Below are 26,159 nucleotides of genomic sequence, written 5' to 3' on the forward strand. Positions count from 1 at the left end.
TCGGGCGCAAGCGGCGCGCCCGGGCCCGACGCGGTAGGACTGTCCCAGTATATCCGGGAGTCGGTCCATGAAGACGCATGTCAAAGCCCTGGTCGTCGGCGGTGGCGCCGTCGGCACCTCGATCGCCTATCACCTCGCCCGCGCGGGCTGGGCCGATGTCATGCTGCTGGAACGCGACGAGCTGACCAGCGGCTCGACTTGGCATGCGGCGGGGCTTCTGCCCTATTTCAACATGTCCTACGCGACGACCCATATCCACGACTATTCCATCAAGTATTACAAGACGCTGGAGGAGGATACGGGGCTGAATGCCGGCTTCTTCGTGGTGGGCAACCTGCGCATGGCCCAGACCGAGGCGCGCATGGACGAATACCGGCTTTATGCCTCGACGGCCGAAACCTGCGGCGTGCCTTACGAATGGATGACGCCCGCCCAGATCAAGGAACGCTGGCCGCTGGTGCGCACCGACGACCTGAAGGGCGCGATCTATCACCCAACCGACGGCTACATCAATCCCGCCGATGTCACCATGGCCATGGCCAAGGGCGCCCGGCAGCGCGGCGTCACGATCGAGCGCAAGTGGCAGGTGGACGGCTATCGCTGGACCGGCTCGGACTGGCAGGTCAGCGTCACGAAGATGGTCGAGCGCGGCGGCAACCTCGTCCCCGGAGACGAGACCGCGACGATCACCGCCGAACATGTCGTCACAGCCACGGGCAACCACGCGCAGCGCACCGCGCAGCTTCTGGGCATCAAGATCCCCGCCATCCCGGTCGAGCACCAGTATATCGTGACCGAACCCGACCCCGCGCTGGTCGAGTGGCGCAAGACCAACGACCAGCACCCGGTGCTGCGCGATGCCGATGCCAAGTGGTATGTGCGCGAGGAGCGCGGCGGCTGGATCCTCGGGCCTTACGAACGCAATGCGCCGGCGCGGTTCCAGTACGGCGTGCCCGACAGTTTCCGCGCCGATCTCTTCCCGCTCGATCTCGACCGGATCGAGGAAGAATACATGTCGATGATCCACCGCATCCCGTCTTCCGAGACGGCGGGGCTGAAGGACGACTATAACGGCCCGATCTGCTACACGCCCGATGGCAACCCGCTGCTGGGCCCCGCACCGGGCCTGCGCAACATGTGGCTGGCCGAGGGCTTCTCCTTCGGCATCACCGCCGCTGGCGGGGCCGGGCATTACCTTGCGCAGATGATGGTCGAGGGCGAGGCCGAGATCGACATGGCTAGCCTCGACCCGCGCCGCTACGGCTCGTGGATGACCACCGAATACGCCGTTCGCAAGAACGAGGAGGCGTATGAGCATGTCTACATCCTGCACCACCCCGACGAGGAACGCCCCGCGGCCCGGCCCCTGCGCACCGCGCCGGCCTATGACCGGCAGAAGGCGCTGGGGGCGCAATTCGGGCAGGTGAACGGCTGGGAACGGCCGAACTACTATGGCCCGGTGGACGCGCCCGAGAGCTTCGACCACGACGCGCGCAGCTTCCGCCGCGGCGGCTGGTGGCAATATGCGGTCGAAGAGGCCAAGGCGATCCGCGAGGGCGTCGGCCTGATCGACGCCACCGCCTTTGCCAAGACGCTGGTGCACGGGCCGGGCGCGGCGGGGTTCCTCGACTGGTTCACCTGCAACAGGCTGCCCAAGGTGGGCCGGATCAACCTGACCTACGCGCTGACCGGCGCGGGCACGACGCGCACGGAATACACCATCCTGCGCGAAGCCGAGGACCGGTTCATGCTGATCTCCTCCGGGGCATGGCAGGCCTATGACCAGGATTTCCTGAGAAAGGCGGTCGAGGACAGGGAGGCCGAGTTCGGCCGCATCACCGTCGAGGACTGGACCACGCGCCACGGTGTCTTTGCCATCGCCGGGCCGAAATCGCGCGACGTACTGCGCGCGGTGATCCGGGATGCCGATCCCGACACGGCGCTGTCGAACAAGCGCTTCCCCTGGCTGTCGACGCGCCGGATCGAGCTGGGCATGTGCCCGGTCACCGCCGTGCGCGTCGCCTATACCGGCGAGCTGGGCTGGGAACTGCACCACCCGATCGAGATGCAGACCTATCTGTGGGACCTGCTGATGCAGGCGGGCGCGGCGCACGGGCTGAAGCCGGTCGGCGCGCGGGCGCAGAACTGGCTGCGCCAGGAGAAGAGCTATCGCGCCTTCGGCAACGAGCTGGGCCGCGACGCGACGCCGCTCGAGGCCGACCTGCCCCGCTTCGTCGACCTGTCCAAGGCGTTCCATGGCAAGGCGGCGATGGAGGCGACCGGCGTACGGGTGAAATGCGTCACGCTGCTGATCGACGGGCCCGCGGATGCCGATCCCTGGGGTCGCGAGGCGCTCTACACGCCGGAGGGCGAGCGCGTCGGCCGGCTGACCTCGGGCGGCTACTCGGTCGCCTTCGGCCAGTCCATCGGCATGGGCTATGTCCGCCCGGAGCTGGCGGTGGAGGGCACGCGGCTGAAGGTGAAGATGCTGGACGCGCTCTGGGATGCGCGCATCACCTGCGACAGCCCCTATGATCCCGGCAACGAGACGATCCGCAAGGATGGTTGAGGGGACTGCGAGGGGCCAGCCCCTCGCGCTCCCCGGAGTATTTGCCGAAAGATGAAAGACAGGCCCCGGGCGTTGCCATCGCCGCACATGGGCTTAGGTTGCGCGCAGCCGGCGCGGACGGCGCGCCGCCAAGCCACAAGGAGCGAGCACATGGGGCTGAACGTCTATCTTTCCGGCGAGATCCACACCGACTGGCGCGAGCAGATCATCGAGGGGGCGCAGGGGCTCGACGTGACCTTCACCGGGCCGGTCACCGATCACGGGGCCAGCGACGATTGCGGGGTGACGATCCTGGGCGCCGAGAGCGACAAGTACTGGCATGACCACAAGGGCGCGATGGTCAACGCGATCCGCACCCGCAAGGGGATCGCGGATGCCGATGTGGTGGTGGTGCGCTTCGGCGAGAAATACAAGCAGTGGAACGCGGCCTTCGACGCGGGCTATGCCGCCGCCTTGGGCAAGTCGCTGGTCATCCTGCAGCAGCCCGAGCATGACCACGCGCTGAAGGAGGTGGACGCCGCGGCGCTGGCCATGGCGCGCACCCCCGAGCAGGTGGTGCAGATCCTGCGCTACGTGCTGACCGGCGCCCTGCCCGGCTGACGGGACCGGCTGCTTCAGTCGCGCGGCGGCACGTTCAGCCCGGCCTGCACGGCCGGCCGGGCGAGGAACCGGTCGAGATAGGCCACGGTGCGGGGATGCTCGGCCCAGCCCACGGTGTCGCGCACGCCGTAGAAGTCCAATGCGCGCAGCCAGGGCGCCAACGCGATATCGGCGATGGAGTAGTCGCCCATGATCCAGTCGCGCCCGTCCAGCTGTTTCTCGATCACGCCCAGCAGGCGCCGCGCCTCGTTGATGTAGCGGGTGCGCGGGCGGGGATCCTCGATCTCCTTGCCGCCCAGCTTGGTGAAATAGCCCAGCTGACCGAACATCGGGCCGACCCCGCCCATCTGGAACATCAGCCATTGCAGGATCTGGGCGCGCTCGGCCGCGTCCGTCCCGATCAGCTGCCCGGATTTCTCGGCCAGGTAGACGAGGATCGCGCCCGATTCGAAGAGCGGCAGTGGCTCGCCCCCGGGCCCGTCGGGATCGATGATTGCGGGGATCTTGTTGTTGGGGTTCAGGCTGAGGAAGGCGTCGCTCTTGACGTCGGCATCCGACAGGGTGACGCGATGCGCCTCGTAAGGCAGGCCCATCTCTTCCAGCGCGATCGAGATCTTGACCCCGTTGGGCGTGGGGAAGGAATAGAGCTGGATCCGGTCGGGATGTCGCGGCGCCCAGCGGCGGGTGATCGGATGGTCTGTCAGGTCTGTCATGATGTCCTCGGCTGTCCTGTGTCGCGTTCGGGGGAAAGCTATGCACGGTTTCCCGATGTCACAGGCCTCGCCTCTGTGCGATGGCGCAGCCGGGATGTGGCGCCATGCAGGGGTCACGCGCACAAGGGGACGGAACGGATGGTACAGGAATTCAGGGACTTCATCGCCAAGGGCAATGTCATGGACATGGCGGTCGGCATCATCGTGGGCGCGGCCTTCACGGCCATCGTCTCTTCGCTGGTGGCCGACCTGATCAACCCGGTCATCGCGCTGTTCACCGGCGGGATCGACTTCTCGGGCTGGTTTTACGCACTGAACGGCGAGAGCTATGCCTCGCTTTCGGCCGCGCAGGAGGCCGGCGCGCCGGTCTTTGCCATCGGCAACTTCCTGATGGCGGTCATCAATTTCTTCATCATCGCCTTTGTGGTCTTCCTGCTGGTCAAGATGGTGAACCGCATCAAGGCCGCCGCCGAGGCGCCCGACGATGTCGCCCCCGAGGTCGAGACCGGGCCGTCCGAGCTGGACGTGCTGCTGGAGATCCGCGACGCGCTGAAGCGCTGAGCCCCCGCCGGGCGGGCGGGCCCGCGGGTTGCGTGGCACCCGGGGCCCGGCTATCAGCGCGGCCAAGCAGCCGGAGCCGCAGGACCATGCCCAGAGCCACGCAGATCGCCCTTGGCAGCCTGGCCGTCGGGCTGGTCGTGCTGGCGGTCAAGCTGCTGGCCTGGCGGCTGACCGGATCGGTCGCGCTGCTCTCGGACGCGCTGGAGAGCATCATCAACGTGGCCACCGCGCTGGCCGCGTTGGTGGCGGTGCATATCGCGGCGCAGCCCGCCGATGACGACCACCCGTTCGGGCATCACAAGGCCGAGTATTTCAGCGCCGTCATGGAGGGCGCACTGATCCTGATCGCCGCGGCGCTGATCCTGCGCGAGGCCTGGGCCGCGCTGTTCGACCCGCGCGCCATCGACGCCCCGGCCGCCGGCCTGCTGCTGGTCGCGCTGGCCAGCGCAGTGAACGCGGTCTGGGCCTGGCGGCTGGGCCATGCGGGGCGCGCGCTGCGCTCGCCGGCGCTGGCGGCCGAAGGGCGGCATCTCTGGGCCGACGTGGTGACCTCGGCCGGGGTGTCGGCGGGGATCCTCGCCGCGCTGTTCACCGGGTGGCACTGGCTCGACCCGCTGATGGCCCTGGCCGTGGCGCTGCACATCCTGTGGTCGGGCTGGCACGTGGTGCGCGGCTCGGTCGGCGGGCTGATGGATGAGAGCGTGCCCGAGGCCGAGCTGCAGCGCATGCGCGACGTGATCGCCGCCAATGCCGAGGGCGCGGTCGAGGCGCATGATTTGCGCGCGCGGCAGGCCGGACAGGCGACCTTTGTCGAGTTCCACCTGGTGGTCCCGGGCGGGATGTCGGTGGACGCGGCGCATGAGATCTGCGACCGGCTGGAGGCCGCGCTGCGCGACGCCGTCGACGGCGCCCGCATCACCATCCACGTGGAGCCCGCGCACAAGGCCAAGCCGGGCGGGATCACTGTGCCCTGAGGCCCCCGCCGCCCGGCCGGTCTCAGCCCTTCACCACCAGCTGCGGCGAGGTCACGTCGATGCCCAGCGCCTTTCCGACCGCGTAATAGGTCAGCTTGCCCGCATGCACGTTCAGCCCGGCCAGCAGGTGCGGATCCTCGGCGCAGGCCTGCCGCCAGCCCTTGTCCGCCAGCGCAAGCATGTAAGGCATGGTCGCGTTGCCCAGCGCGATGGTCGAGGTGCGCGCCACCGCGCCGGGCATGTTGGCCACGCAGTAATGCACCACGCCGTCCACCTCGTAGATCGGATCCTGGTGGGTGGTGGGTTTCGAGGTCTCGAAACAGCCGCCCTGGTCGATGGCCACGTCGACGATCACCGCGCCGGGCTTCATGCCCGACAGCTGCGCACGGCTGACCAGCTTGGGCGCCGCCGCACCCGGCACCAGCACCGCGCCGATCACCATGTCGGCCTGCGCCACCAGTTCGGCCGTGCTGCCGGCGCTGGCATAGCGCGTGCCGAACTGCCCGCCGAACACGTCGTCGAGATAGCGCAGCCGCGGCAGCGAGCGGTCGAGCACCGTGACCGCTGCCCCCATGCCCGCGGCCACCCGCGCCGCATGGGTGCCCACCACGCCGCCGCCGATCACGACGACCTCGGCCGGGCCGACGCCGGGCACCCCGCCCATCAGCACGCCGCGCCCGCCATTGGCCTTCTGCAGTGACCACGCGCCCATCTGCGGCGCCAGCTTGCCGGCCACCTCGGACATGGGCGCCAAAAGCGGCAAGCCGCCGCGATCATCGGTCACCGTCTCGTAGGCGATGCAGGTCGCGCCCGAGGCCAGCAGGTCGCGCGTCTGCTCGGGGTCCGGGGCGAGGTGGAGATAGGTGAACAGCACCTGCCCCTCGCGCAGCATGGCACGCTCGGCCGGCTGCGGTTCCTTGACCTTGACCACCATCTCGGCCTCGGCAAAGACCGCCTCGGCGGTGTCGACCAGCCGCGCGCCCGCCGCCTCGTAATCGGCATCGTCGAACCCCGCGCCCGCGCCTGCGCCGCGCTGGACCAGCACCTCGTGCCCATGCGCCACAGCCTCGCCGGCCGCGTTGGGGGTCAGGCCGACGCGGAACTCCTGCGGCTTGATCTCGGTCGGGCATCCGATCTTCATGGCTTCCTCCTCTCGGTTTTGTTCCCGATCGTGCCACAAGCCGGTTGCAATCGGCTGCGCGACTTGCGCAAAAAGCCGGCAACGCACGCAAGATCCTGCGCAAGGATGCGCGGAAATCCGGAGGAATCTTCGAAAATGGCCCTTGACGAGACAGACCGCCGTATCCTGCGCGTGCTCCAGCGCCGCGGCCGGATCTCCAATGCCGAGCTGGCCACCGAGGCGACGCTGTCCGCCTCGGCCTGCCATCGCCGGGTGCAGCGGCTGGAGGCCGAGGGGTACGTGCGCGACTACGTGGCGCTGCTGGATGCGCGCAAGCTGGACCTGCCCACCACCGTCTTCGTCGAGATCAAGCTGAGCGCGCAGGCCGATGACGTGCTCGAGGCCTTCGAGACCGCCGTGGCGCGCGTGCCCGCGGTGCTGGAATGCCACCTGATGGCCGGCACGGCGGATTACATCCTCAAGGTCGTGGCCGAGGATACCGAGGATTTCGCCCGCATCCACCGCCAGTACCTGACCCGCCTGCCGGGCGTGGCGCAGATGCAATCCTCTTTCGCGCTGCGCACCGTGTTCAAGACCACCGCCCTGCCCGTGTGAAACCCTTTCAAATGCAAGCCATTTCGGTGCTTGGGGCGCACGGCGCTTAACCCGATCTTTGCGCGTCTCCTCCCATGCTCGCCACAGAGACGGAGCATGCGATGGGCCTTTCCTTCACCGCGCAGGACAACCAGTTCGCCACGGCGACCGGCCGCAATATCGGTGCCGGACCCGACCGGTCCAATTTCGACGCGCCGCCGGGCAGCGCGACCAGCGGGCTTGTCATCACGGCATCGGATGACGATCCCGACCCGCGCCTGTTCGAGGTCGGCGACAGCTACAGCCTGTCCTGGACCGGGCCGGACGGGCCGGTGACGCTCGCCAATGCCAGCGTGATCCGCAGCGACGATGTCGGTTCCGGCGGCGCCATCGTGTTCGAGGGCTACGACCAGACGGGCGCGCTTACGCAGCTCGTCTGGGCCCCCGAGGTGGATCTTGCCGGCTGGTATGCCGCGAACTCGGCCGGCGGTGCTCAGCCGCAATTCTTCACGACCGATCAGAATCCGGCCTATACCCATGAATTCATCTGTTTCGACGCCGCCGCGCGGATCGACACGCCACGCGGGCTGGTGCCTGCCGGTGCACTGTCGGTCGGGCAGACCGTCCGCACATGGGACGGCCCGCCGCGCCCCATCCGCTGGATCGGGCGCCGCCGCGCCAGCATCGCGCCGCGCCATGCGCCGATCCGCTTCGCGCCGGGCAGCATCGGCAATTTCGGCGCGCTCAAGCTGTCGCCGCAGCATCGCGTGCTGATCCGCGACCCGCGGGCCGAGCTGCAGCACGGCTCGGCCGAGGTGCTGGTGCCCGCCCGCGCGCTGGTCGACGGGCGACGCATTCGACAGGTGCCGCGCCGGCAGGTCACCTACGTGCATTTGCTGCTCGACCGCCATGCCATCGTCCTGGCCGAAGGCGCGCCCTGCGAAAGCCTGCTGCCCGGCGGGCGCGAGGCGCAGATGCTGCCGCCGCCCGACCGCGCCGCGATCCGTCGCGTGACGGACGGTGACCCCATGCCCGCCTGCCGCCCGGTCCTGACCGGGGCCGAGGCGCGCGCCCTGCTCGACCGCGCACCTTTGCCGGCCGGTTTCTGACGTGGACCCGGCGCGGCGTTTGCGGCACTGTCCCGGAACGGCACGACAGGGGGGCGGCGCATGCAGGGAGACTGGGATCACATCGTGGTGGGCGCAGGCAGCGCAGGTTGCGTTCTGGCCAAGCGGTTGGCCGAGGGCGGACGCCGCGTGCTGCTGCTCGAGGCGGGCGGCCGCGACACCTACCACTGGATCCACATCCCGATGGGATATCTCTATTGCATCGGCAATCCGCGCACCGATTGGTGTTTCCGCACCGCCGAAGAGCCGGGGCTTGGCGGGCGCTCCCTGCTCTATCCCCGCGGCAAGGTTCTGGGCGGCTGTTCCTCGATCAACGGGATGCTCTACCTGCGCGGACAGGCCGCCGATTACGATGGCTGGCGCCAGTCGGGGCTGACCGGCTGGGGCTGGGATGACGTGCTGCCCTATTTCCTGAAATCCGAGGATTATGTCGACGGCCCCTCCGAACATCACGGCGCGGGCGGCGAGTGGCGGGTCGAGAACCAGCGCCTGCACTGGCCGCTGCTGGACGACTGGATGGAGGCTGCGCACCAGGCCGGACTGCCCAAGGTCAGTGATTTCAACACCGGCGACAACGAGGGCGTCGGCTATTTCCGCGTCAACCAGAAGAACGGTTGGCGCATGAACACCGCGCGCGCCTTCCTGCGCAGCTCGCCGCGCGATCGGGTCAAGGTGCAGACCCATGCGCAGGTGACCACGCTGCTCTTCGACGGGGCGCGCGTGACCGGCGTGGAATATGACCTTCAGGGCACGCGGCACACGGCCCGCTGCCGGGGCGAGGTCATTCTTGCCGCGGGGGCGATCGGTTCACCCCATGTGCTGCAACTCTCCGGCATCGGCCCCGAGGACGTGTTACGCGCCCATGGCATCGCGCCGCACCACGTGTCGCCCGAGATCGGGCGCAACCTGCAGGACCATCTGCAACTGCGCTGCGCATGGCGTTTGACCGGGGCGAAGACATTGAACACGCTGGCCAATTCGCTCTGGGGCAAGGCGGCGATCGGGTTGGAATACCTTGCGAAACGCTCCGGCCCAATGGCGATGTCGCCCTCGCAGCTGGGCGCCTTCGCGCGCTCGCGCCCCGGGCTGGCCACGGCGGACCTAGAATACCACGTGCAGCCGCTCTCGCTCGACGCGTTCGGCCAGCCGCTGCACGACTACCCCGCCGTCACCGCCAGCGTCTGCCATCTGCGCCCCGAAAGCCGCGGCACGGTCGAGCTTGCCTCGCCAGATTTTCGCGACGCGCCGCGCATCGCGCCCAACTACCTGTCGACCGAGGGCGACCGGCAGGTGGCGGTGGACGCGATCCGGCTGACCCGCCGCATCATGGCCCAGCCCGCGCTGGCGCGCTATGCCCCGGAAGAGGTCAGCCCCGGCGCGGCGGCGCAGGACGATGCCGCGCTGGCCGAGGCCGCGGGGCGCATCGGCACCACGATTTTCCACCCTGTCGCCACGGTGCGCATGGGGGCGGACGAGGCCGCCCCGCTCGATGGCGCGCTGCGCCTGCGCGGGGTCGAGAATCTGCGCGTGGCCGATGCCAGCGTGATGCCGCGCATCACCAGCGGCAATACCAACGCGCCCACGATCATGATCGCCGAGAAGGCGGCGGACATGATCCTGTCGACCTGAACCTGCCCGCTCAGGGCCGGGCGCGCGCCGTCAGCACCCCCTGCGCCCCGCCCTGCCCGGCCGCGCGCAGGTCGGGCACCGGCGCGACCATCGCCTCGAGCAGGGCATAGTCCATCCCCTTGAGCACCGCCTTGATCCGGCCGGGCTGTGCGTTGGACAGCACGAAGACGTGCAACTCGCCATCCCCCTCGCGATGGGCGAAGATCCGGTAGGGGCGCATCTCGGCCCGCTCCATGCGGCGCACCACCAGCGGCAGCATGCCGAAGCGCCACTGCCCCCGCGCCATGAAGGGGCGGTAATCATGCGATTCGTAGCCGCCGCCGAAATGATGCGCCACCGCTCCGGCCAGCGGGCCCGGCGAGTGGATCCGCCCCGCGGGCCAGGCGTCTTTGCCCCGGTGATAGCGGATCAGCACGATGATGCGCCGATCGCCCTTGCGATAGCTCCACGCGTGCCGGGCGTCTGGCATCGGGCACGGGCCATCGCCCAGCAGGGCGCGCGCCCGCATCGCGCGGTCCATCTCGCGGCACCCGTCCAGATCGGGGCGCAGCGCCCAGAGATCCCCCTCGGCATAGGGGGCCAGCGTCCACCCCTCGGGCGCGGGCGGCAGGGCCGCGGCCAGATGGTCGGCACGGTCGCGCTTTTCCTCCAGCGTCAGCGGGGCGGCCTTGTAGTCGCGCGCGGCCAGCACCGGGCGCGCCGGGGCAAGCGTGATCCCCGTACGATGCGCCAGGTAGGCGCGCGGACCCGCCGGTTCGCTGTAGAGCCCCGCCGTCACGCTGAAGACGAGAAAATCGGTCACCAGCAGCAGGACCGGCATCACCACCACGAAAATCCCGACGGCGATGAGTTTCACGGAATCACGCATGAGCCGCCCTTTCCTTTCGCTCTCCGGCCCCGATCTGCCACGCAACCGTGGCAGCAATCGGTCAAGGCGGCGTTAACGTCAGGGCGTGAACATGAAAAACCCGACCGACCCGGGGTGCCCTGCCAACCGATCATTGCGGCGGGGCGGGCGGCGCCAGCATGGCGTTAAGCAGATCGTAATCCAGTGTCATCACGATGCGCTTGATATCGGCGCGAGTCGCGCGCCCGACGACCAGCACGTCGAGCCGGCCATCACCCTTCCGGCTGGCCGCGACCCGCATGGGCGGACGGTCTGGCCCGTTGCTGCGCGCGTGGTTCGGCCACTCGGTGAAGCGGAAACCGCGCCGTGTCAGGAAATGCCGCACGCGCGGGGTGCGGAACTTGTGACCAAAGAGGGTCAGCACGACGACGGGGCGGCGATCCTCGATGCGACCCGCGGGCCGGGCCTCGCGGTTGCGGCTGTAGCCGACGAAGACCGAGATGATCCGGTCGCCCAGCTCGTAGGTGATGAACCCGCCGCCACCGGTCAGGTAGGGGCAGGCCCGGGGGCGCTGCTGGCCGGTCCGGGCACGCGGCCGGTCGGCCTCCAGCTCCTCCTTTGAGAGCATCTGCGTGGTCGGGTTGTAGATTGCCTTCTCCCACAGGCTGCGCTTGTGGCAGTGGGCGAGGTCGGGCTTCAGCCGGTAGAGATCGCTCTCGCGGTAATAGCGCTTGCGCCAGCCCTCGGGCGCTTCGGGCAGCGCCATGTGCATGCGCCGCGCGATGCGGGCCTTGTCCTCCAGCGTCAGCGGGTCGGCGGCATAATCGCGCTCGGGCGCGCCGCGCAGCCCGCCGAACGGGTTCAGGCGGGCAAGCCTCTGCCGCACGTAGTCCGCCGGCGTGCCGCCCTGCTGCAGGGCCGAGGCATAGACGCGGAACAGCCCGTAATCGATGGCCGCCGCACTGGCGCCGCTCAGGAACAGCGTGCCGAGAACAAAGACGATGATCCGCATAATGCCCCTTTCACGCCTGCCGCAGCCGGGCCGGCTCAGTCATGGACCCAGCGGCAATACTCGCGGCCGCGATAATCGACGCAGACCTCGGGCGTGTACTCGCCGAAGCGGCTGCGCGAGCGGGCGATGCTGGCCTTGCGATCCAGCTCGGATTCGACCGCCTCGAGATAGGAGGCCCGCCGACGCTGCCGTTCCAGCCGCTGCCGCGCCATCTCGGCGCGCAGCTCGCGGGTCGACTGCTCTTCCACGCCCTCGGGCCATTCGACCAGCGTCTTCATGGTGCGGAAATCCACGCCCGCCAGGATGCGGTCCATGTCCTGCGCGCGGCCATTCGTGGCGATGGTCACCTCCATCTGCAGGCCGATCATGGCGCGCCAGATCCTGGTGCCGCGCGCATTGCCCGACCCGCGCATGTCACGGAAGGCCACGCCGTGGTGGATCGTCCGGATCGGGCGCCCTGCCGCCCAGTCGCCGCCGGCAAAGTCCCGCCCGCCGACCAGCGCGGTGACGCCCCAGAGCCGCCGCGGCCGCAGGTCGAGAAAGCGCGTCTTGATCACCACGATCGTGTCGCCATCGGTGTAGACGCGGATGTCCTCGGGCCGCGCGGGCCCGGCCTTGTCGGCGATCATCTTGGCCACCAGATCCCGGCGGTCGCGCGCGGGATCCATGCCGAACCGGTCATAGGGATCGTCCTGCGGGCTGACCATGCGGTTGCGGTCGCGCTTGAGAAAGGCTTCGTGCGCGGGATCCCAGTCGAGCCGTTCCCAGCCGGTGGGGGCCTCCGGGTAATGGGTGCTGAGCGGCGCGTCCCGATCGGCCATCATGCGCTTGCGGTCGGCGGCGCGGCGGCCGCGCTCGGCAAAGCTCTCGGTCCAGCCCGACAGGCCGAAGGCCAGCGGCCCCTGCCCGGCCGCGCGCGCCTGAAGCAGGTAATCCGCCCCCGCCACGACGAGGATGAAGAAGATGACGCCGGCCCCGACAAGCGCCCCGATCCGCAGCATGTTGAGTTCCCGCCCTGTCCTCGTTGCGCGTCAGGATCGGCGCCGAACCGGGCAAGATTTTGGCAGGCCAAGGGAAATTTGCCGTCCCCGCGACAAAGGCGGATTCACGCTGAATTGCAGGGGCGCAACACTTTCGCTCGCGGAACACGGCCCGTATAAGTGCGCTCGGCCCGGACCCGAGAGAGTCGCGGGCCCTTCGGGCAATGGGGCAGAGCGAAATGTTTGGAATGGATGGCATCTTGGGCATGTTCTCGTCGGACATGGCCATCGACCTGGGGACGGCGAACACGCTTGTCTACGTGAAAGGCAAGGGCGTCATCCTGTCGGAGCCCTCCGTGGTGGCCTATCACGTGAAGGACGGGCAGAAGAAGGTGCTCGCCGTGGGCGAGGACGCCAAGCTGATGCTAGGCCGCACGCCGGGTAGCATCGAGGCGATCCGCCCGATGCGCGAGGGCGTGATCGCGGATTTCGACACCGCCGAGGCGATGATCAAGGAATTCATCCGCAAGGTGCATCGCCGCTCGACCTTCTCGAAGCCCAAGATCATCGTCTGCGTGCCGCATGGTGCCACCCCGGTCGAGAAACGCGCGATCCGCCAGTCGGTCCTGTCGGCCGGCGCGCGCAAGGCCGGGCTGATCGCCGAACCGATCGCCGCGGCGATCGGCGCGGGCATGCCGATCACCGATCCCACCGGCAACATGGTGGTCGATATCGGCGGCGGCACGACCGAGGTGGCGGTGCTGTCGCTGGGCGACATCGTCTATGCGCGCTCGGTCCGCGTGGGCGGCGACCGCATGGACGAGGCGATCATCAACTACCTTCGGCGCCAGCAGAACCTTCTGGTCGGCGAATCGACGGCCGAGCGGATCAAGACCTCGATCGGCACGGCGCGCATGCCCGATGACGGGCGCGGCTCCTCGATGCAGATCCGCGGCCGCGACCTTCTGAACGGCGTGCCGAAAGAGACCGAGATCAGCCAGGCCCAGGTGGCCGAGGCGCTCTCCGAACCGGTGCAGCAGATCTGCGAGGCGGTGATGACCGCGCTCGAGGCGACGCCGCCGGACCTGGCCGCCGACATCGTGGATCGCGGCGTGATGCTGACCGGAGGCGGCGCGCTTCTGGGCGACCTGGACCTTGCGCTGCGCGAGCAGACCGGGCTGGCGGTCTCGATCGCCGATGAAAGCCTCAACTGCGTGGCGCTCGGCACCGGCAAGGCGCTGGAATACGAGAAACAGCTGCGCCACGCCATCGACTACGACAGCTGACGGCCACGGGCGGGACAAAAGTCTTGAGGAAGACTTTTGCAAATTTTTGCTGAAAAAATTTGTCCCCGTCCCGACCGTCGCGCGGGGCGACCCCCTGCCGGACATGTGCAGACTGGCGAAACCGCGGAACAAACCGTAGGTTTCGGAACAATCGACCGGGGACCTTCGTGGCCAGTGACCGCAACAGCGACGATTTCACCGGCCCGCTGAAGCGCCTGCTTCTGGCGGTTCTGGTGCTGTGCCTGACCGGGCTGTTCCTGCTCTGGCGGATCGACAGCCCGCGGGTGGAGCGGTTTCGCGCGCAGGTGGTCGACACGGTCGTGCCGCGCATGGACTGGGCCATGGCGCCGGTCACCGCCTCGATCCGGCTGGTGCGCGACTTCCAGAGCTACCAGCGCATCTACGCGCAGAACCAGGAACTGCGCCGCGAGCTGCGCCAGATGACCGCCTGGAAGGAGGCCGCGCTGCAGCTGGAGCAGGAAAACGCCCGGCTGCGCGATCTCAACAATGTCCGGCTCGATCCGCGGCTGACCTATATCACCGGCGTGGTGCTGGCCGACAGCGGCTCGCCCTTCCGGCAGTCGGTGCTGATCAACGTGGGCTCGCGCGACGGGATCGTCGACGGCTGGGCCACGATGGACGGGATCGGGCTGGTGGGCCGGATCTCGGGCGTGGGGCGCAACACCTCGCGGGTGATCCTGCTGACCGATGCCACCTCGCGCATCCCGGCCGAGATCCAGCCCTCGGGCCAACGCGCCATCATCTCGGGCGACAACAGCGCCGCGCCGCCGATCGATTTCCTCGAAAGCCCCGACCTCGTGCGCCCCGGCGACCGGATCGTGACCACCGGCGATGGCGAGGTCTTCCCCCCTGGCCTGCTGATCGGCCAGGTGGCCGAAGATCCCGGCGGCCGCCTGCGCGCGCGTCTGGCCGCGGACTACGAGCGGCTGGAATTCCTGCGCGTGCTGCGCGATCACGGCGCGCGGCGGGTCAACAACCCCAGCGCGCTGATCCTGCCCGAAGAGCGGCCCGACGCGGGCCCGCCCCCCGAAGAGACGACCGACGCGCCGGAGGCCGGCGATGGCTGAGATGACGCCCGGCCGCCTCTGGGGGATGCGTGCGCTCTACATCCTGCTCGCCCTTCTGGTGATGTTCGTCCACCTTCTGCCCATGCAGACCCTGCCCCGCGGCATCGCGGGGCCCGACCTGCTGGTCGCGATGACCTTTGCCTGGGCGCTGCGCCGGCCCGATTTCGTGCCCGCCCTGTCCATCGCGCTGGTCATGCTGCTGGCCGACATGCTGTTCCAGCGCCCGCCGGGGCTGTGGTCGGTGCTGGTGCTCATGGGCTCGGAATTCCTCAAGAACCGCGAGAAGACGGTGCGTGAGAACACGTTCTTCGCCGAGTGGGTCACCGTCGCGGCTCTGCTGGCGGCGTTGACCGTGGCCTACCGGCTGGCTCTCGGAGTCTTGATTGTCGCACCCGGGACCCTTTCCCTTAGCATCATGCAATATGGTATGACGGTGATGGCCTACCCGGTCGTGACGGCCGTCAGCCACGTGGCCCTTGGTGTCCGCCGCAGCAAGCGCGGTGGCTATGACACCGGGCGGACGCTGTAACCCGCGACGCAAGCAGAGAGACCGCGCCCGAGATGAGACGCACATCCCGTGAAAACGCCGAAAGCGCCCGCCGGATCACCCGGCGCGGGCTGATCCTGGGCGGCGCGCAGGTTGGCTTTGCCGGTCTGCTGGCGCTGCGCATGCGCTACATGCAGGTCGACCAAGCCGACGAGTTCCGCCTGCTGGCCGAGGAGAACCGCATCTCGATCCGGCTGATCCCGCCCTCGCGCGGGCGCATCTTCGACCGCGAGGGGCGGATCATCGCCGAGAACGAGCAGACCTACCGCATCACGCTGGTGCGCGAGGATGCGGGCGACGTGAACGACGTGATCGCCCGGCTGGGCCAGCTGATCGAGCTGGACGAGGATGACCTGAACCGGGCCCTCACCGAGATGCAGCGCACTGCGCCCTTCCACCCGGTAACGGTGGCCGACCGGGTCAGCTGGGAGGATCTGAGCCGCGTCGCGGTGAACGCGCCCGCCCTGCCCGGCGTGGTGCCCGAGGTGGGGCTCAGCCGCTTCTACCCCGAGCGCGAGCTTTACGCCCATGTGGCGGGCTATGTGGGCCCGGTCTCGGAGCGCGACCTTGAACGCTACGAGGACCCGCCCGCGGTGCTGCGCATCCCGCGGTTCCAGATCGGCAAGGTCGGCGTCGAGGCCAAGCACGAGGAGGTGCTGCGCGGCTCGGCCGGAGCCAAGCGGGTCGAGGTGAACTCGGTCGGCCGCGTCATGCGCGAACTCGACCGGCGCGAGGGCGTGGCCGGCACCGACCTGCAGCTGACCGTGGACAATGCGCTGCAATCCTACGTGCAGGCCCGGCTGGGCCAGGAAAGCGCCTCGGTCGTGGTGATGGACGTGGAAAAGGGCGACCTCTTGGCCATCGCCTCGGCGCCCTCCTATGATCCCAACAAGTTTGTGCGCGGCATCTCCGTCGCCGATTACGGCGAGCTGCGTGACAACGATCACCGGCCGCTGGCCTCGAAGACCGTGCAGGACGCCTATCCGCCGGGCTCGACCTTCAAGATGGTGACGGCGCTGGCGGCGCTGGATGCCGGGCTTGTCTCGCCCGAGGAGACCGTCTGGTGCCCCGGCCATCTCGAGGTGGGGGGGCGCCGCTTCCATTGCTGGAAGCGCGTCGGCCATGGCCACATGAACCTCGAACAGTCGCTGCGCGAAAGCTGCGACGTCTATTATTACGAGCTGGCCCTGAAGGTCGGCATCGAGCGCATCGCCGCGATGGCGCGCAAGCTGGGCCTGGGCGAGGCCTATGACGTGCCCATGTCCGCCGTGACCAAGGGGCTGATCCCCGACAAGGAGTGGAAGCGGCGCGAACGGCAGGCAGAATGGGTGATCGGCGATTCGGTCAACGCCTCGATCGGGCAGGGCTTCGTGCTCTCCTCGCCGCTGCAGCTGGCGGTGATGTCGGCGCGGCTGGCCACCGGGCGCAGCGTGACGCCGCGGCTGGTCAAGTCGATCGACGGGGTCGAGACGCCCCATACCGGCGGCAGCGATCTGGGCTTCAATCCCAACCACCTGCTGCAGATCCGCCGCGCCATGTATGCCGTGTCGAACAACCGGCGCGGCACCGCCTACCGCTCGCGCATCGTGGCCGAGGGGATGCGCATGGCCGGCAAGACCGGCACCAGCCAGGTGCGCAACATCACCGCGGCCGAGCGGGCCCGCGGCGTGACCTCGAATGCCGACCTGCCCTGGGAGCGGCGCGACCACGCGCTCTACGTGAACTACGCGCCCTGGGACAATCCCCGGATCGCCGTGTCGGTCGTGGTCGAACATGGCGGCGGCGGCTCGACCGCGGCGGCGCCCATCGCGCGCGACGTGACGCTGCAGGCGCTCTTCGGGGGCGATCCGCCGCTCGACGCCTACCCGCGCAGCGAGCAGCGCAAGGTCAAGGCGCAGCAGGAACGCCTCGCCCGCGAGCGCGAGGAACGCCGGGCCGAGGGGGACAGCCGCGCGTGACCTATCTCGAATATTCCGTCAAGACGACGCCGTCGGGCTGGCGCAAGATCCTCTACCTGAACTGGCCGCTGGTGGTGCTGCTCAGCGCCGTGGCCGGCGTCGGCTTCCTGATGCTCTACTCGGTGGCGGGCGGCTCCTTCAGCCCCTGGGCCGAGCCGCAGATGAAACGCTACCTGCTGGGTCTGACGGCCATGTTCGTGGTCGCGCTGGTGCCGATCTGGTTCTGGCGCAGCATGGCGCTGGCAATCTACGGGCTGGCCTTCTTCCTGCTGATCCTGGTGGAGTTCTTCGGCGCCGTCGGCATGGGCGCGCAGCGCTGGATCGATATCGGCTTCATGCGGCTGCAGCCCTCGGAGGTGATGAAGATCGCCATGGTCGTGCTGCTGGCCGCCTATTACGACTGGCTGCCGCTGGCCAAGACCTCGCGCCCGCTCTGGGTGATCCTGCCGGTGCTGATCATCGTCGCCCCCACCATGCTGGTGCTGACCCAGCCCGACCTCGGCACCGCGATCCTGCTGCTGACGGCGGGCGGGCTGATGATGTTCCTCGCCGGGGTGCACTGGCTCTATTTCGCCAGCGTCATCGCCGCCGGGGCGGGCGGGATCTGGCTGGTCTTCCAGAGCCGCGGGACCGAGTGGCAGCTGCTCAAGGATTACCAGTTCCGCCGCATCGACACCTTCCTCGACCCCTCCACCGACCCGCTGGGCGCGGGCTATCACATCACCCAGGCCAAGATCGCCATGGGCTCGGGCGGCTGGACCGGCAAGGGCTTCATGCAGGGCACCCAGTCGCGGCTGAACTTCCTGCCCGAGAAGCATACCGACTTCATCTTCAACACGCTGGCCGAGGAGTTCGGATTCGTCGGCGGGGTCTCGCTGCTGTTGCTCTACGTGCTGATCCTGGTCTTCTGCGTCTTCGCGGCGCTGCAGAACCGCGACCGGTTCTCGTCGCTGCTGACGCTGGGCATCGGGCTGACCTTCTTCCTGTTCTTCGCGGTGAACATGTCCATGGTGATGGGCCTCGCGCCGGTGGTGGGCGTGCCGCTGCCGCTGGTCAGCTATGGCGGATCGGCCATGCTGGTCTTGATGATCGCCTTCGGTCTGGTGCAAAGCGCGCATATCCACCGCCCGCGCTGACGCGCCAGACAAGGAAGACCCGATGCCCGATATCCTGTTCGCCGCCTCCTCCGAAAGCTGGGAGGAGTACGAGGCCCCGCTGCGCCGCGCCTTCGACGCGGTCGGGCTGGACGCCCGGATCGCCCCCGAGATGGCGCCGGAGGAGGTCGAGTACGTGATCTACGCGCCCAACTCGGCGCTGCAGGATTTCACCCCCTACACGCGGCTGAAGGCGGTGCTGAACCTCTGGGCCGGGGTCGAGGACGTGGTCGGCAACACCACCCTCAAGGCGCCGCTGGCCCGGATGGTCGACCCCGACGGGCTGACGCAAGGCATGGTCGAATGGGTGACCGGCCACGTGCTGCGCCATCACCTGGGCATGGACGCCCATATCGTGAACCCCGAGCGGCGCTGGGACGCGACCCCGCCGCCGCTGGCCACGGAGCGCCCGGTCACGATCCTCGGGCTGGGCACCCTGGGTCAGGCCTGCGGCGCGGCGCTCGGCGCCCTGGGCTTTCCGGTGACCGGCTGGAGCCGCTCGGCCAAGCAGGTCGACGGGATCCGTTGCCTGCACGGCGCGGATGGCCTGGCCGAAGCGCTGTCAGGCGCGCAGATCGTGGTGCTGCTGCTGCCCGACACGCCGCAGACCGAGAACCTGATGGATGCCGAGCGCCTCGCCCTGCCCGCCCCGGGCGCGGTACTGATCAACCCCGGCCGCGGCCCGCTGATCGACGATGACGCGCTGATTGCAGCGCTGGATGCAGGACAGATCGGACACGCCACGCTGGACGTGTTCCGCACCGAACCGCTGCCAGAGGACCACGCCTTCTGGGCGCATCCCAAGGTGACGGTCACGCCGCATATCGCCTCGACCACCCGGCCCGAGACGGCGGCCCTGGTGATCGCCGAGAACATCCACCGCGCCGAGACGGGCGCGCCGCTGTTGCACCTCGTGGATCGCGCCGCGGGGTATTGAGGCGCCGCGCAAGCGAGCTGAGTGCGGAGGGGGCGCTGCCCCAGCCCTTCGGGCCCCCCGGAGTATTTTCGGAAAGATGAAAGGGCTGTCGGGTCACTGCGTGTCCGGGGCGCTGCCCTTGGCGCGGCCGGGCATGCAGTAGTACCGCGTCTCGACCTCGGGGCGCTCCTGGAAGAGGCGGGCGGCGAGCCAGCAATTCTCGGCATTGGTCTCGGCGCCGTGGCGCGTGTCGAAGGTGGCGACATGTTCCGAGGCCAGCGGGTCGCCGGGCGAGGAGCGGTAGAGGGAATAGATCCCCTCGGCCGCCGCTCCGGCCGGCAGGGCTGTCAGACAGAGAAGGGCGATGATCGGGCGCATCATGCCTCCTGGTAGATGCGGGTGATCCAGTTGGCCACGAGCGCAGGGTGCGCGGCGCCCGCGATCTCGACCTCGACATCCCAATGCACGTTCAGGGCAGTGCCGCGTTCCTCGACATCGGCCACGATGAAGCGGCCGCGCACGCGGGCGCCGACGCGCACGGGGGTGACGAAGCGGATCCGGTCGAAGCCGTAATTCACGCTGGCGGCCATGCCGGGCAGATCGGCGGTGACCTCGTCGCTCATGGCGGTGAGCATCGACAGGGTCAGGAAGCCGTGGCAGATCGCGCCGCCGAAGGGCGTCTCGGCCGCGGCGCGGGCCTCGTCGAGATGGATGAACTGCCAATCCTCGGTGGCCTCGGCAAAGGCGCGGACCCGGGCCGTGTCCATCGTAACCCAGCCGCTGTGGCGCGGCGGCAGGGCGCGCAGCGCGTCAGCCAGCATCGGGCAGCCCGTACCCGGCATAGCGCCGGCGCAGGTCCAGCTTGGAGACCTTGCCCGTGGCGGTCAGGGGCAGGTCCTCGACGATCTCGAGCGCATCGGGGAATTGCCAGCGGGCGAGGTGGTCCTGCATGGCGGCGTGGATCTCGTCCAGCCCCGGCGGGTCGGCCACGTCGCGGGGCACGACGACCAGCAGCGGGCGTTCCTCCCATTTCGGGTGGGGCACGGCGATCACCGCGCAATTGGCCACCTTGGGATGGGCCATGGCGATGTTCTCGAGGTCGAGCGAGCTGATCCATTCGCCGCCCGACTTGATCAGGTCCTTGGCGCGGTCGCGGATGTAGAGAAACCCGTCGGGGTCGATGCTGGCCACGTCGCCGGTGCCGAACCAGCCCTCGGCATCGAAGGCCCGAGACGTGGCGGTCGCGTTGTCGAAATACTCGGCGATCACCGTGTTGGCGCGCACGAAGAGTTCGCCCGTGGCGATGCCGTCCTGCGGCAGGGTCGCGCCGGTCGCGTCGACGATCTTGAGGTCCACCCCGAAGAGGCGCCGGCCCTGTTTCGACTTCAGTGCCAGCCGTTCGGCGTCGTCCAGGGCGCCGAGGCCGGTGGGCAGCTGGGCCTGCGTGCCGACGGGGCTCATCTCGGTCATGCCCCAGGCGTGGCAGATATCGACCCCGCGGGTTTCGAAGAAGGAAATCATCGCGCGCGGCGCGGCCGAGCCGCCGATCGCCAGCTGGTCGAGCGTGGCGGGCGCATGGCCGCGATTCTCGATCTCGGCGCCGAGCCCCAGCCAGACCGTGGGTACACCCCAGCTGGCCGTGACGCGCTCGGCCTCCATCAGCTCGAACAGCGCGGCGCCGTCCAGCCGCGGACCCGGCATGATCAGCGAGGCGCCGACCAGCGGGGCGGCATAGGCCAGACCCCAGGAATTGACGTGGAACATGGGCACGCCCGGCAGGATTCGGGCGCCCTCGTGCAGGCTGCGCGGCACGGTCAGCGCCACGGTCATCGCGTGCAGCACAGTGGAGCGGTGGGAATAGAGCGCGCCCTTGGGATGCCCGGTGGTGCCCGAGGTGTAGCAGAGCGCGGCGGCCGTGGTCTCGTCCATCATCGGCCAGTCATAGGTGTCGGGCCGGCCCTCGAGCATCTCCTCGTAGCAAAGCAGGTCCAGCGCGCTGTCGGGCATGTGGGCGCGATCGGTCAGCACCACGATCACCAGATCGTCGGGAAGCTGCGGGGCCAGGGCCTCGACCAGCGGCACGAAGCTGGTATCGACGCAGAGCACGCGGTCCTGCGCATGGGTGATGATGTAGAGCATCTGCTCGGCCGAGAGGCGCGGATTGATCGTGTGGCAGACCGCGCCCATGCCCGAGATGGCGTAGTAGAGCTCGAAATGACGGTATCCGTTCCAGGCCAGCGTGGCGACACGGGTGCCATGGGTGACCCCCAGCCCGGCCAGCCCGTGCGCCAGCTGCGCGGCGCGCCGGTAGGCGGTGGCATAGCTTTCGCGGTGCAGGTCGCCCTCGGTCCGGACCGAGACGATCTCGCCGGCGGGGTGCAGCTCGGCCGCGTAGCGCAGGATCTCGATGATCCTGAGCGGCACGTGCATCATGCCTCCTTGCATCGGACCCTCCCTTGTCGTCAGCGCATGTCTGCATAGATTGGCCGGGTTGGCGCGCTGCGCGCAACAGATTTTCCCGAACGGACAGGCAAGGAGCCCCCATGACCGACCAGATGCGCTGCATCACGCTTGCGCGACGCCCCGACGGCGCGCCGGTGCTTGAAGATTTCGGACACGAGACGCGACCCATGCCCCAGCCGGCGGAGGGCGAGGTGCTGGTCGAGGTCTCGCACCTGTCGCTCGATCCCTACATGCGCGGCCGGATGAGCGAGGGGCCCAGCTATGCCCCCTCGGTCGAGCTGGGCGAGGTGATGACCGGCCAGGGGGTCGGCCGGGTGCTGGCCTCGCGCGTCGAGGGCGTGGCCGAGGGCGACATCGTCACCGGCATGACCGGCTGGGCCAGCCACGCGTTGCTCAAGGCCGACGCGCTGCGCAAGCTGGACGGCGACCTGCCCCCTTCGACCGCGCTGGGGGTGCTGGGCATGCCGGGGCTGACCGCCTGGGCGGGGCTGCGCGAATACGGCCGGCCCAAGGCGGGCGAGACGTTGGTCGTGGCCGCCGCCACCGGGCCGGTGGGCTCGCTGGTGGGGCAGCTGGCCAAGGCGGCCGGGCTGCGCACCGTGGCCGTGGCCGGCGGCGCCGAGAAGTGCAAGCTGGCCACCGAGCGCTTCGGCTTCGACGCCGCGGTGGATCACCGCGCCCATCCCGATGCCGAAAGCCTGCGCGCCGCGTTGGCCGAGGCCGCGCCGGACGGGGTCGACATCTACTGGGAGAATGTCGGCGGCAAGGTGCTGGAGGCGGTGCTGCCGCTGATGAACACGCATGGTCGAATCCCGGTCTGCGGCACGATCGCGTGGTACAGCGGTGCCGAGGACACGGCCGACCGGCTGCCCGCCACCTGGCGCAGCATCCTGGTCAAGCGGCTGCAGGTGGCCGGCTTCATCATCTTCGATCACTGGAACCTGATGCCGGAATTCGTGGCCGAGATGACGCCGCGCGTGGCCGCGGGCGAGATCGCCTTTCTCGAGGATGTGACCGAGGGGCTGGAGAACGCGCCGGCGGCCTTCCTGTCGCTGCTGGAAGGCGGCAATACCGGCAAGGCCGTAGTCAAGCTGACCGGCGAGGGCTGAGGCCGCATCGCCATGAGCCTGCCGGTCTCGAAATCGGCGGGCTCAGCCCTCCTCGGCGCTGCCGGTCAGGGCCAGCGGCGCCGGGGCCCCGCCAAGATCGTCGATGCGCAGCCCGCCGGTGGGCCGCGCCAGGCGGTTGCGCACCACCCAGAACAGTCGCGATTGCGCCCGCGTGATCGCCACATAGGCCAGCCGTTTCCACAGCGGCTGGCCAGCCTCGGTCCGGCCCATGCGCGCCGCGGCGTAGAGGTCGGGCGCAAAGACCTGAACGTTCTCCCATTGCGAGCCTTGCGCCTTGTGGATCGTCACCGCGGCGCCGTGCAGGAAGGTGGCGCCCATGCGCGCGGCATAGGGGATGAAGGGCTCTTCCGCCTCGGGCTTCTCGATCTTGACGATGGAAGAGGCCGAGATCTGCGGCTCGGGCGCACCCACGAGGTGCAGCTTGGAGAACCCCGGCTTGCGCCCGGGGCCCAGATAGATCGCCTGCGCACCCTTGATCAGCCCGCGCGCCTCGAGATCCAGCCGCTTCTTGCGGTGCTTCAGCGGCAGCTCGATCCCGTCGCAGATCAGCGGCTCACCGGGCAGAAGCTCGGTCTCGGGCGCGCCATGCACGTGGCGGAAAGCATGGATCAGCCGGATCCGCGTGGCATTGCGCCAGACCAGCACGGGCGAGCGCGCCATCAGGTCGACCTCGACCCGCTGGCTCCAGACCACCCGCTCGTCGCGCGAAGCGGCTTGCTCGACCAGCCGCTCGAAATCCTCGAAACCCAGCTCGGGATCGGCCAGCGCATGGGCGAGGTCCAGGATCGGGTTGTCCGCCGCCTGCCGGTGGATGCGGCTCAGCTCCTGTTTCTGGCTCTCGCGCAAATCGTCGAAGACCATCTTGCCCGACTGGTTCACCGGCGCCAGCTGCGCGGGATCGCCGAACAGGATCAGGTTGGGAAAGATCTCCTGCAGGTCCTCGAACTGGCGTTCGTCCAGCATCGAGGCCTCGTCGACGAAGCCGATATCCAGCGGCTCCTCGCGGCGCTTCCAGCCGGTGATGAAATCGCTTCCGCGCAAGCCCGCCGCGGCCAGCGCCGCGGGGACCGAGGCATGCGCCTGGTAGCTGGCCTCGGCGCGGGCCAGCGCCTCCTCGGTCAGCTCTTCCAGCTCGGGTTTCTCGCCATTGCCCATCAGCCATTCGGCGATGCGCTCGTATTCCGGGTCATAGACCGGCGTGTAGATGATGCGGTGGATCGTGGTCGCCGGCACGCCGCGCATGCGCAGCACGCTGGCCGCCTTGTTGGTCGGCGCCAGCACGGCCAGGGTGCGGCGCTCCTTGCGCTTGCGCCCCTCGTAATCGCCCGAGACCGTCTCGACCCCGATCGCCTCCAGCGCCTTGACCAGCTCGGCCAGCAGCAGCGTCTTGCCGCTGCCCGCCTTGCCCATCAGCGCCATGACGCCGCGCTTGCCCTCGCGCGGGGGCAGGCACATCCCCTCGTCCAGATCCACGCCCGCCCCGCGCAGCATCTCGGTCACGCGGTCATAGGCAGCGGCCTGGTCATCGGAAAGGGTCAGCGCGGGCAATGTCATGGCGGCACCCTATCCCGGCCGCCGGCCCTCCGCCAGAAGGCTTGACCGCCAAGCCCCAGGTCGGGGACGAAAAAACGCGCCCCCGCGGGGGGCGCGCCTGCCGGGTCAGAGCTCGACCACGTCCAGCGGCGGGAAGCCGTTGAACCCGACCGAGGCATAGGTCGAGGTATAGGCGCCGCAATTGCGGATCAGGATGCGGTCGCCCGAGGCCAGCCCCAGCGGCAGCTGCACCGGGTGCTGTTCATAGAGCACATCGGCGCTGTCGCAGGACGGCCCGGCCAGGATGCAAGGCCCGGTCGGCTCGGCATCGCGCGGCGTGACGAACTGGTAGCGGATCGCCTCGTCGATGGTCTCGGCCAGCCCCGAGAACTTGCCGATATCCAGGTACACCCAGCGATGCAGGTCATTGGCCGACTTGCGCGCCACCAGCAGCACCTCGGCCGAGATCGCACCCGCCTCGGCCACCAGCCCGCGACCCGGCTCGGCCATGACATGGGCCACGGCGCCGAAGCGCTCGCTCACCAGCCGCATCACCTCGGCGGCATAGAGCGTGGGCGCCTGCACCTCCTGCCCGTAGAAGGCGGGAAAGCCGCCGCCGATGTTCAGCAGGCTCAGCCCGAACCCGGCGTCTTGCGCGGCGTGCCAGACCTCGGCCACCTGGTCGAGCACCGGCGCCCACATGGAGGCCTGCCGGGTCTGCGAGCCGACATGGAAGCTCAGCCCCACCGGCTGCAGCCCCAGCGCGCGGGCCCGCTCCATCAGCCACAGCGCCTTGGACGGCGCGCAGCCGAACTTGCGCGACAGCGGCCAGTCGGCCTGCGACGCCTCGACGATCAGCCGGATATAGACCTCGGCCCCCGGCGCGTGGCGGGCGATCTTGTCCAACTCGTCCTCGGCATCGGCGGCGAACAGGGTCAGCCCCGCGCCATGCGCCCAGGCGATGTCCGACACCTTCTTGACCGTGTTGCCAAAGCTGATCTGGTCGGGGCGCGCGCCGGCGGCCAGGCACATCTCGATCTCGGCCCGCGAGGCGGCATCGAAATGCGAGCCTGCCTCGACCAGCGTGGACAGGATGCCCGGCGCGGGGTTCGCCTTGACGGCATAATGGATGCGCGCACGGCCCAGCCCCTGGGCCAGCGCGGCATATTGCCGGGCGACCTGCGTGGTGTCGATGACCAGCGTCGGCCGGTCGAAATGATGCGTCAGGATATGCGCCTCGGCGCGCGAAAAGGATGCGGACTCGCGGGCGGCAAGCCCGGTCACGAAAGCATTCATGGTCATCTCCAGTCAGACCCGGCCATGTCCGGTTTCCCGGCATGAGACCGCTCAGTTCCAAG

The 26,159-nt window shown here is 69.1% G+C and carries 24 protein-coding genes; 14 read left to right on the top strand and 10 right to left on the bottom strand.

Annotated elements, in window-relative coordinates:
• Window positions 1–67 precede the first annotated feature (67 nt).
• Both AVJ23_RS02590 and AVJ23_RS02595 read left to right on the top strand, forming a co-directional pair.
• Window positions 68–2,569, top strand: a complete 2,502-nt coding sequence (locus AVJ23_RS02590; RefSeq protein WP_058860568.1) for a GcvT family protein — start codon at window positions 68–70, stop codon at window positions 2,567–2,569.
• Window positions 2,570–2,719: 150 nt separating this feature from the next.
• Window positions 2,720–3,169, top strand: coding sequence for a YtoQ family protein (locus AVJ23_RS02595; protein WP_058860569.1), 450 nt, complete (start codon window positions 2,720–2,722; stop codon window positions 3,167–3,169).
• A 14-nt stretch (window positions 3,170–3,183) separates the two neighbouring features.
• Here the strand turns inward: AVJ23_RS02595 and AVJ23_RS02600 are convergent, their stop codons facing one another.
• Window positions 3,184–3,882 (bottom strand): glutathione S-transferase family protein, encoded by a 699-nt coding sequence (locus tag AVJ23_RS02600; RefSeq protein WP_058860570.1) that lies wholly within the window; start codon window positions 3,880–3,882, stop codon window positions 3,184–3,186.
• 138 nt (window positions 3,883–4,020) lie between these two features.
• Here AVJ23_RS02600 and mscL point away from each other — a divergent pair, with 138 nt between their 5' ends.
• Both mscL and AVJ23_RS02610 read left to right on the top strand, forming a co-directional pair.
• Window positions 4,021–4,443: a large conductance mechanosensitive channel protein MscL gene (gene mscL, locus AVJ23_RS02605; protein WP_058860571.1), complete on the top strand. Its 423-nt coding sequence runs from the start codon at window positions 4,021–4,023 to the stop codon at window positions 4,441–4,443.
• Between the two features lie 86 nt (window positions 4,444–4,529).
• Window positions 4,530–5,417 carry a cation diffusion facilitator family transporter gene (locus AVJ23_RS02610; protein ID WP_058860572.1) on the top strand — a complete coding sequence of 296 codons (888 nt, stop codon included), beginning with the start codon at window positions 4,530–4,532 and terminating at the stop codon, window positions 5,415–5,417.
• 22 nt (window positions 5,418–5,439) lie between these two features.
• On the opposite strand, the gene ald is transcribed toward AVJ23_RS02610, so the two are convergent.
• Entirely contained in the window at window positions 5,440–6,558 is a 1,119-nt protein-coding gene (gene ald / locus AVJ23_RS02615) for an alanine dehydrogenase (protein ID WP_058860573.1), read from the bottom strand.
• 135 nt (window positions 6,559–6,693) lie between these two features.
• On the opposite strand from ald, the gene AVJ23_RS02620 reads away from it, so the two are divergent.
• The 3 genes from AVJ23_RS02620 to AVJ23_RS02630 all read left to right on the top strand — a co-directional run bounded on the left by AVJ23_RS02620 (window position 6,694) and on the right by AVJ23_RS02630 (window position 9,887).
• On the top strand, window positions 6,694–7,152 hold the full coding sequence (locus tag AVJ23_RS02620; RefSeq protein ID WP_058860574.1) for an Lrp/AsnC family transcriptional regulator: 459 nt from the start codon (window positions 6,694–6,696) through the stop codon (window positions 7,150–7,152).
• 101 nt (window positions 7,153–7,253) lie between these two features.
• Window positions 7,254–8,240, top strand: a complete 987-nt coding sequence (locus AVJ23_RS02625; protein WP_058860575.1) for a Hint domain-containing protein — start codon at window positions 7,254–7,256, stop codon at window positions 8,238–8,240.
• Between the two features lie 60 nt (window positions 8,241–8,300).
• Window positions 8,301–9,887, top strand: coding sequence for a GMC family oxidoreductase (locus AVJ23_RS02630; RefSeq protein ID WP_058860576.1), 1,587 nt, complete (start codon window positions 8,301–8,303; stop codon window positions 9,885–9,887).
• A gap of 10 nt (window positions 9,888–9,897) precedes the next feature.
• Here AVJ23_RS02630 and AVJ23_RS02635 read toward each other — a convergent pair whose 3' ends face one another.
• The 3 genes from AVJ23_RS02635 to AVJ23_RS02645 all read right to left on the bottom strand — a co-directional run bounded on the left by AVJ23_RS02635 (window position 9,898) and on the right by AVJ23_RS02645 (window position 12,747).
• Entirely contained in the window at window positions 9,898–10,755 is an 858-nt protein-coding gene (locus tag AVJ23_RS02635; protein WP_058860577.1) for a hypothetical protein, read from the bottom strand.
• Window positions 10,756–10,885: 130 nt separating this feature from the next.
• Entirely contained in the window at window positions 10,886–11,746 is an 861-nt protein-coding gene (locus AVJ23_RS02640; protein WP_058860578.1) for a hypothetical protein, read from the bottom strand.
• A gap of 35 nt (window positions 11,747–11,781) precedes the next feature.
• Entirely contained in the window at window positions 11,782–12,747 is a 966-nt protein-coding gene (locus AVJ23_RS02645; protein WP_058860579.1) for a hypothetical protein, read from the bottom strand.
• 227 nt (window positions 12,748–12,974) lie between these two features.
• On the opposite strand from AVJ23_RS02645, the gene AVJ23_RS02650 reads away from it, so the two are divergent.
• The 6 genes from AVJ23_RS02650 (at window position 12,975) to AVJ23_RS02675 (ending at window position 19,696) form a co-directional block, all read left to right on the top strand.
• Window positions 12,975–14,012, top strand: coding sequence for a rod shape-determining protein (locus AVJ23_RS02650; protein WP_437176745.1), 1,038 nt, complete (start codon window positions 12,975–12,977; stop codon window positions 14,010–14,012).
• A 167-nt stretch (window positions 14,013–14,179) separates the two neighbouring features.
• Complete coding sequence (gene mreC, locus AVJ23_RS02655; protein WP_058860580.1) at window positions 14,180–15,100, top strand: rod shape-determining protein MreC; 921 nt, start codon at window positions 14,180–14,182, stop codon at window positions 15,098–15,100.
• Window positions 15,093–15,629 (top strand): hypothetical protein, encoded by a 537-nt coding sequence (locus AVJ23_RS02660; protein WP_058860581.1) that lies wholly within the window; start codon window positions 15,093–15,095, stop codon window positions 15,627–15,629. The genes mreC and AVJ23_RS02660 overlap by 8 nt, the downstream gene beginning before the upstream one ends.
• Window positions 15,630–15,661: 32 nt before the next feature.
• Window positions 15,662–17,605, top strand: coding sequence for a penicillin-binding protein 2 (gene mrdA, locus AVJ23_RS02665; protein WP_058860582.1), 1,944 nt, complete (start codon window positions 15,662–15,664; stop codon window positions 17,603–17,605).
• Window positions 17,602–18,741: a rod shape-determining protein RodA gene (rodA, locus tag AVJ23_RS02670; protein WP_058860583.1), complete on the top strand. Its 1,140-nt coding sequence runs from the start codon at window positions 17,602–17,604 to the stop codon at window positions 18,739–18,741. Before mrdA ends, rodA begins: the two co-directional genes overlap by 4 nt.
• 22 nt (window positions 18,742–18,763) lie before the next feature.
• The gene (locus tag AVJ23_RS02675; RefSeq protein WP_058860584.1) at window positions 18,764–19,696 is read left to right on the top strand and encodes a 2-hydroxyacid dehydrogenase; all 933 of its coding nucleotides are present in this window, start codon (window positions 18,764–18,766) and stop codon (window positions 19,694–19,696) included.
• A 93-nt stretch (window positions 19,697–19,789) separates the two neighbouring features.
• Here AVJ23_RS02675 and AVJ23_RS02680 read toward each other — a convergent pair whose 3' ends face one another.
• Genes AVJ23_RS02680 through AVJ23_RS02690 form a run of 3 tightly spaced genes read right to left on the bottom strand, consistent with a single transcriptional unit; the run spans window position 19,790 to window position 22,120 of the window.
• Window positions 19,790–20,053, bottom strand: coding sequence for a hypothetical protein (locus AVJ23_RS02680; protein ID WP_058860585.1), 264 nt, complete (start codon window positions 20,051–20,053; stop codon window positions 19,790–19,792).
• Window positions 20,053–20,496, bottom strand: coding sequence for a MaoC family dehydratase (locus AVJ23_RS02685; protein ID WP_058860586.1), 444 nt, complete (start codon window positions 20,494–20,496; stop codon window positions 20,053–20,055). Before AVJ23_RS02685 ends, AVJ23_RS02680 begins: the two co-directional genes overlap by 1 nt.
• Complete coding sequence (locus tag AVJ23_RS02690) at window positions 20,486–22,120, bottom strand: long-chain fatty acid--CoA ligase (protein ID WP_058860587.1); 1,635 nt, start codon at window positions 22,118–22,120, stop codon at window positions 20,486–20,488. The genes AVJ23_RS02685 and AVJ23_RS02690 overlap by 11 nt, the downstream gene beginning before the upstream one ends.
• 98 nt (window positions 22,121–22,218) lie before the next feature.
• Here AVJ23_RS02690 and AVJ23_RS02695 point away from each other — a divergent pair, with 98 nt between their 5' ends.
• On the top strand, window positions 22,219–23,247 hold the full coding sequence (locus tag AVJ23_RS02695; protein ID WP_058860588.1) for an NADP-dependent oxidoreductase: 1,029 nt from the start codon (window positions 22,219–22,221) through the stop codon (window positions 23,245–23,247).
• A 42-nt stretch (window positions 23,248–23,289) separates the two neighbouring features.
• Here AVJ23_RS02695 and AVJ23_RS02700 read toward each other — a convergent pair whose 3' ends face one another.
• Both AVJ23_RS02700 and AVJ23_RS02705 read right to left on the bottom strand, forming a co-directional pair.
• A complete protein-coding gene (locus tag AVJ23_RS02700) occupies window positions 23,290–24,822 on the bottom strand; it encodes an ATP-dependent DNA helicase (protein ID WP_058860589.1) in 1,533 nt (510 codons plus the stop codon).
• Between the two features lie 105 nt (window positions 24,823–24,927).
• Window positions 24,928–26,097, bottom strand: a complete 1,170-nt coding sequence (locus AVJ23_RS02705; protein WP_058860806.1) for a type III PLP-dependent enzyme — start codon at window positions 26,095–26,097, stop codon at window positions 24,928–24,930.
• Window positions 26,098–26,159: the final 62 nt, after the last annotated feature.

Origin of the sequence: Pseudoponticoccus marisrubri (assembly GCF_001482405.1) — a bacterium.
Classification (GTDB): Bacteria; Pseudomonadota; Alphaproteobacteria; order Rhodobacterales; family Rhodobacteraceae; genus Pseudoponticoccus; species Pseudoponticoccus marisrubri.

Excerpts from the sequence above, each read along its gene's own strand:
- AVJ23_RS02590 (WP_058860568.1), top strand. The coding sequence starts at position 68 with ATGAAGACGCATGTCAAAGCCCTGGTCGTCGGCGGTGGCGCCGTCGGC.
- AVJ23_RS02595 (WP_058860569.1), top strand. The coding sequence starts at position 2,720 with ATGGGGCTGAACGTCTATCTTTCCGGCGAGATCCACACCGACTGGCGC.
- AVJ23_RS02600 (WP_058860570.1), bottom strand. The coding sequence starts at position 3,882 with ATGACAGACCTGACAGACCATCCGATCACCCGCCGCTGGGCGCCGCGA.
- mscL (WP_058860571.1), top strand. The coding sequence starts at position 4,021 with ATGGTACAGGAATTCAGGGACTTCATCGCCAAGGGCAATGTCATGGAC.
- AVJ23_RS02610 (WP_058860572.1), top strand. The coding sequence starts at position 4,530 with ATGCCCAGAGCCACGCAGATCGCCCTTGGCAGCCTGGCCGTCGGGCTG.
- ald (WP_058860573.1), bottom strand. The coding sequence starts at position 6,558 with ATGAAGATCGGATGCCCGACCGAGATCAAGCCGCAGGAGTTCCGCGTC.
- AVJ23_RS02620 (WP_058860574.1), top strand. The coding sequence starts at position 6,694 with ATGGCCCTTGACGAGACAGACCGCCGTATCCTGCGCGTGCTCCAGCGC.
- AVJ23_RS02625 (WP_058860575.1), top strand. The coding sequence starts at position 7,254 with ATGGGCCTTTCCTTCACCGCGCAGGACAACCAGTTCGCCACGGCGACC.
- AVJ23_RS02630 (WP_058860576.1), top strand. The coding sequence starts at position 8,301 with ATGCAGGGAGACTGGGATCACATCGTGGTGGGCGCAGGCAGCGCAGGT.
- AVJ23_RS02635 (WP_058860577.1), bottom strand. The coding sequence starts at position 10,755 with ATGCGTGATTCCGTGAAACTCATCGCCGTCGGGATTTTCGTGGTGGTG.
- AVJ23_RS02640 (WP_058860578.1), bottom strand. The coding sequence starts at position 11,746 with ATGCGGATCATCGTCTTTGTTCTCGGCACGCTGTTCCTGAGCGGCGCC.
- AVJ23_RS02645 (WP_058860579.1), bottom strand. The coding sequence starts at position 12,747 with ATGCTGCGGATCGGGGCGCTTGTCGGGGCCGGCGTCATCTTCTTCATC.
- AVJ23_RS02650 (WP_437176745.1), top strand. The coding sequence starts at position 12,975 with ATGGATGGCATCTTGGGCATGTTCTCGTCGGACATGGCCATCGACCTG.
- AVJ23_RS02660 (WP_058860581.1), top strand. The coding sequence starts at position 15,093 with ATGGCTGAGATGACGCCCGGCCGCCTCTGGGGGATGCGTGCGCTCTAC.
- mrdA (WP_058860582.1), top strand. The coding sequence starts at position 15,662 with ATGAGACGCACATCCCGTGAAAACGCCGAAAGCGCCCGCCGGATCACC.
- AVJ23_RS02675 (WP_058860584.1), top strand. The coding sequence starts at position 18,764 with ATGCCCGATATCCTGTTCGCCGCCTCCTCCGAAAGCTGGGAGGAGTAC.
- AVJ23_RS02680 (WP_058860585.1), bottom strand. The coding sequence starts at position 20,053 with ATGCGCCCGATCATCGCCCTTCTCTGTCTGACAGCCCTGCCGGCCGGA.
- AVJ23_RS02685 (WP_058860586.1), bottom strand. The coding sequence starts at position 20,496 with ATGCTGGCTGACGCGCTGCGCGCCCTGCCGCCGCGCCACAGCGGCTGG.
- AVJ23_RS02690 (WP_058860587.1), bottom strand. The coding sequence starts at position 22,120 with ATGCAAGGAGGCATGATGCACGTGCCGCTCAGGATCATCGAGATCCTG.
- AVJ23_RS02695 (WP_058860588.1), top strand. The coding sequence starts at position 22,219 with ATGACCGACCAGATGCGCTGCATCACGCTTGCGCGACGCCCCGACGGC.
- AVJ23_RS02700 (WP_058860589.1), bottom strand. The coding sequence starts at position 24,822 with ATGACATTGCCCGCGCTGACCCTTTCCGATGACCAGGCCGCTGCCTAT.
- AVJ23_RS02705 (WP_058860806.1), bottom strand. The coding sequence starts at position 26,097 with ATGAATGCTTTCGTGACCGGGCTTGCCGCCCGCGAGTCCGCATCCTTT.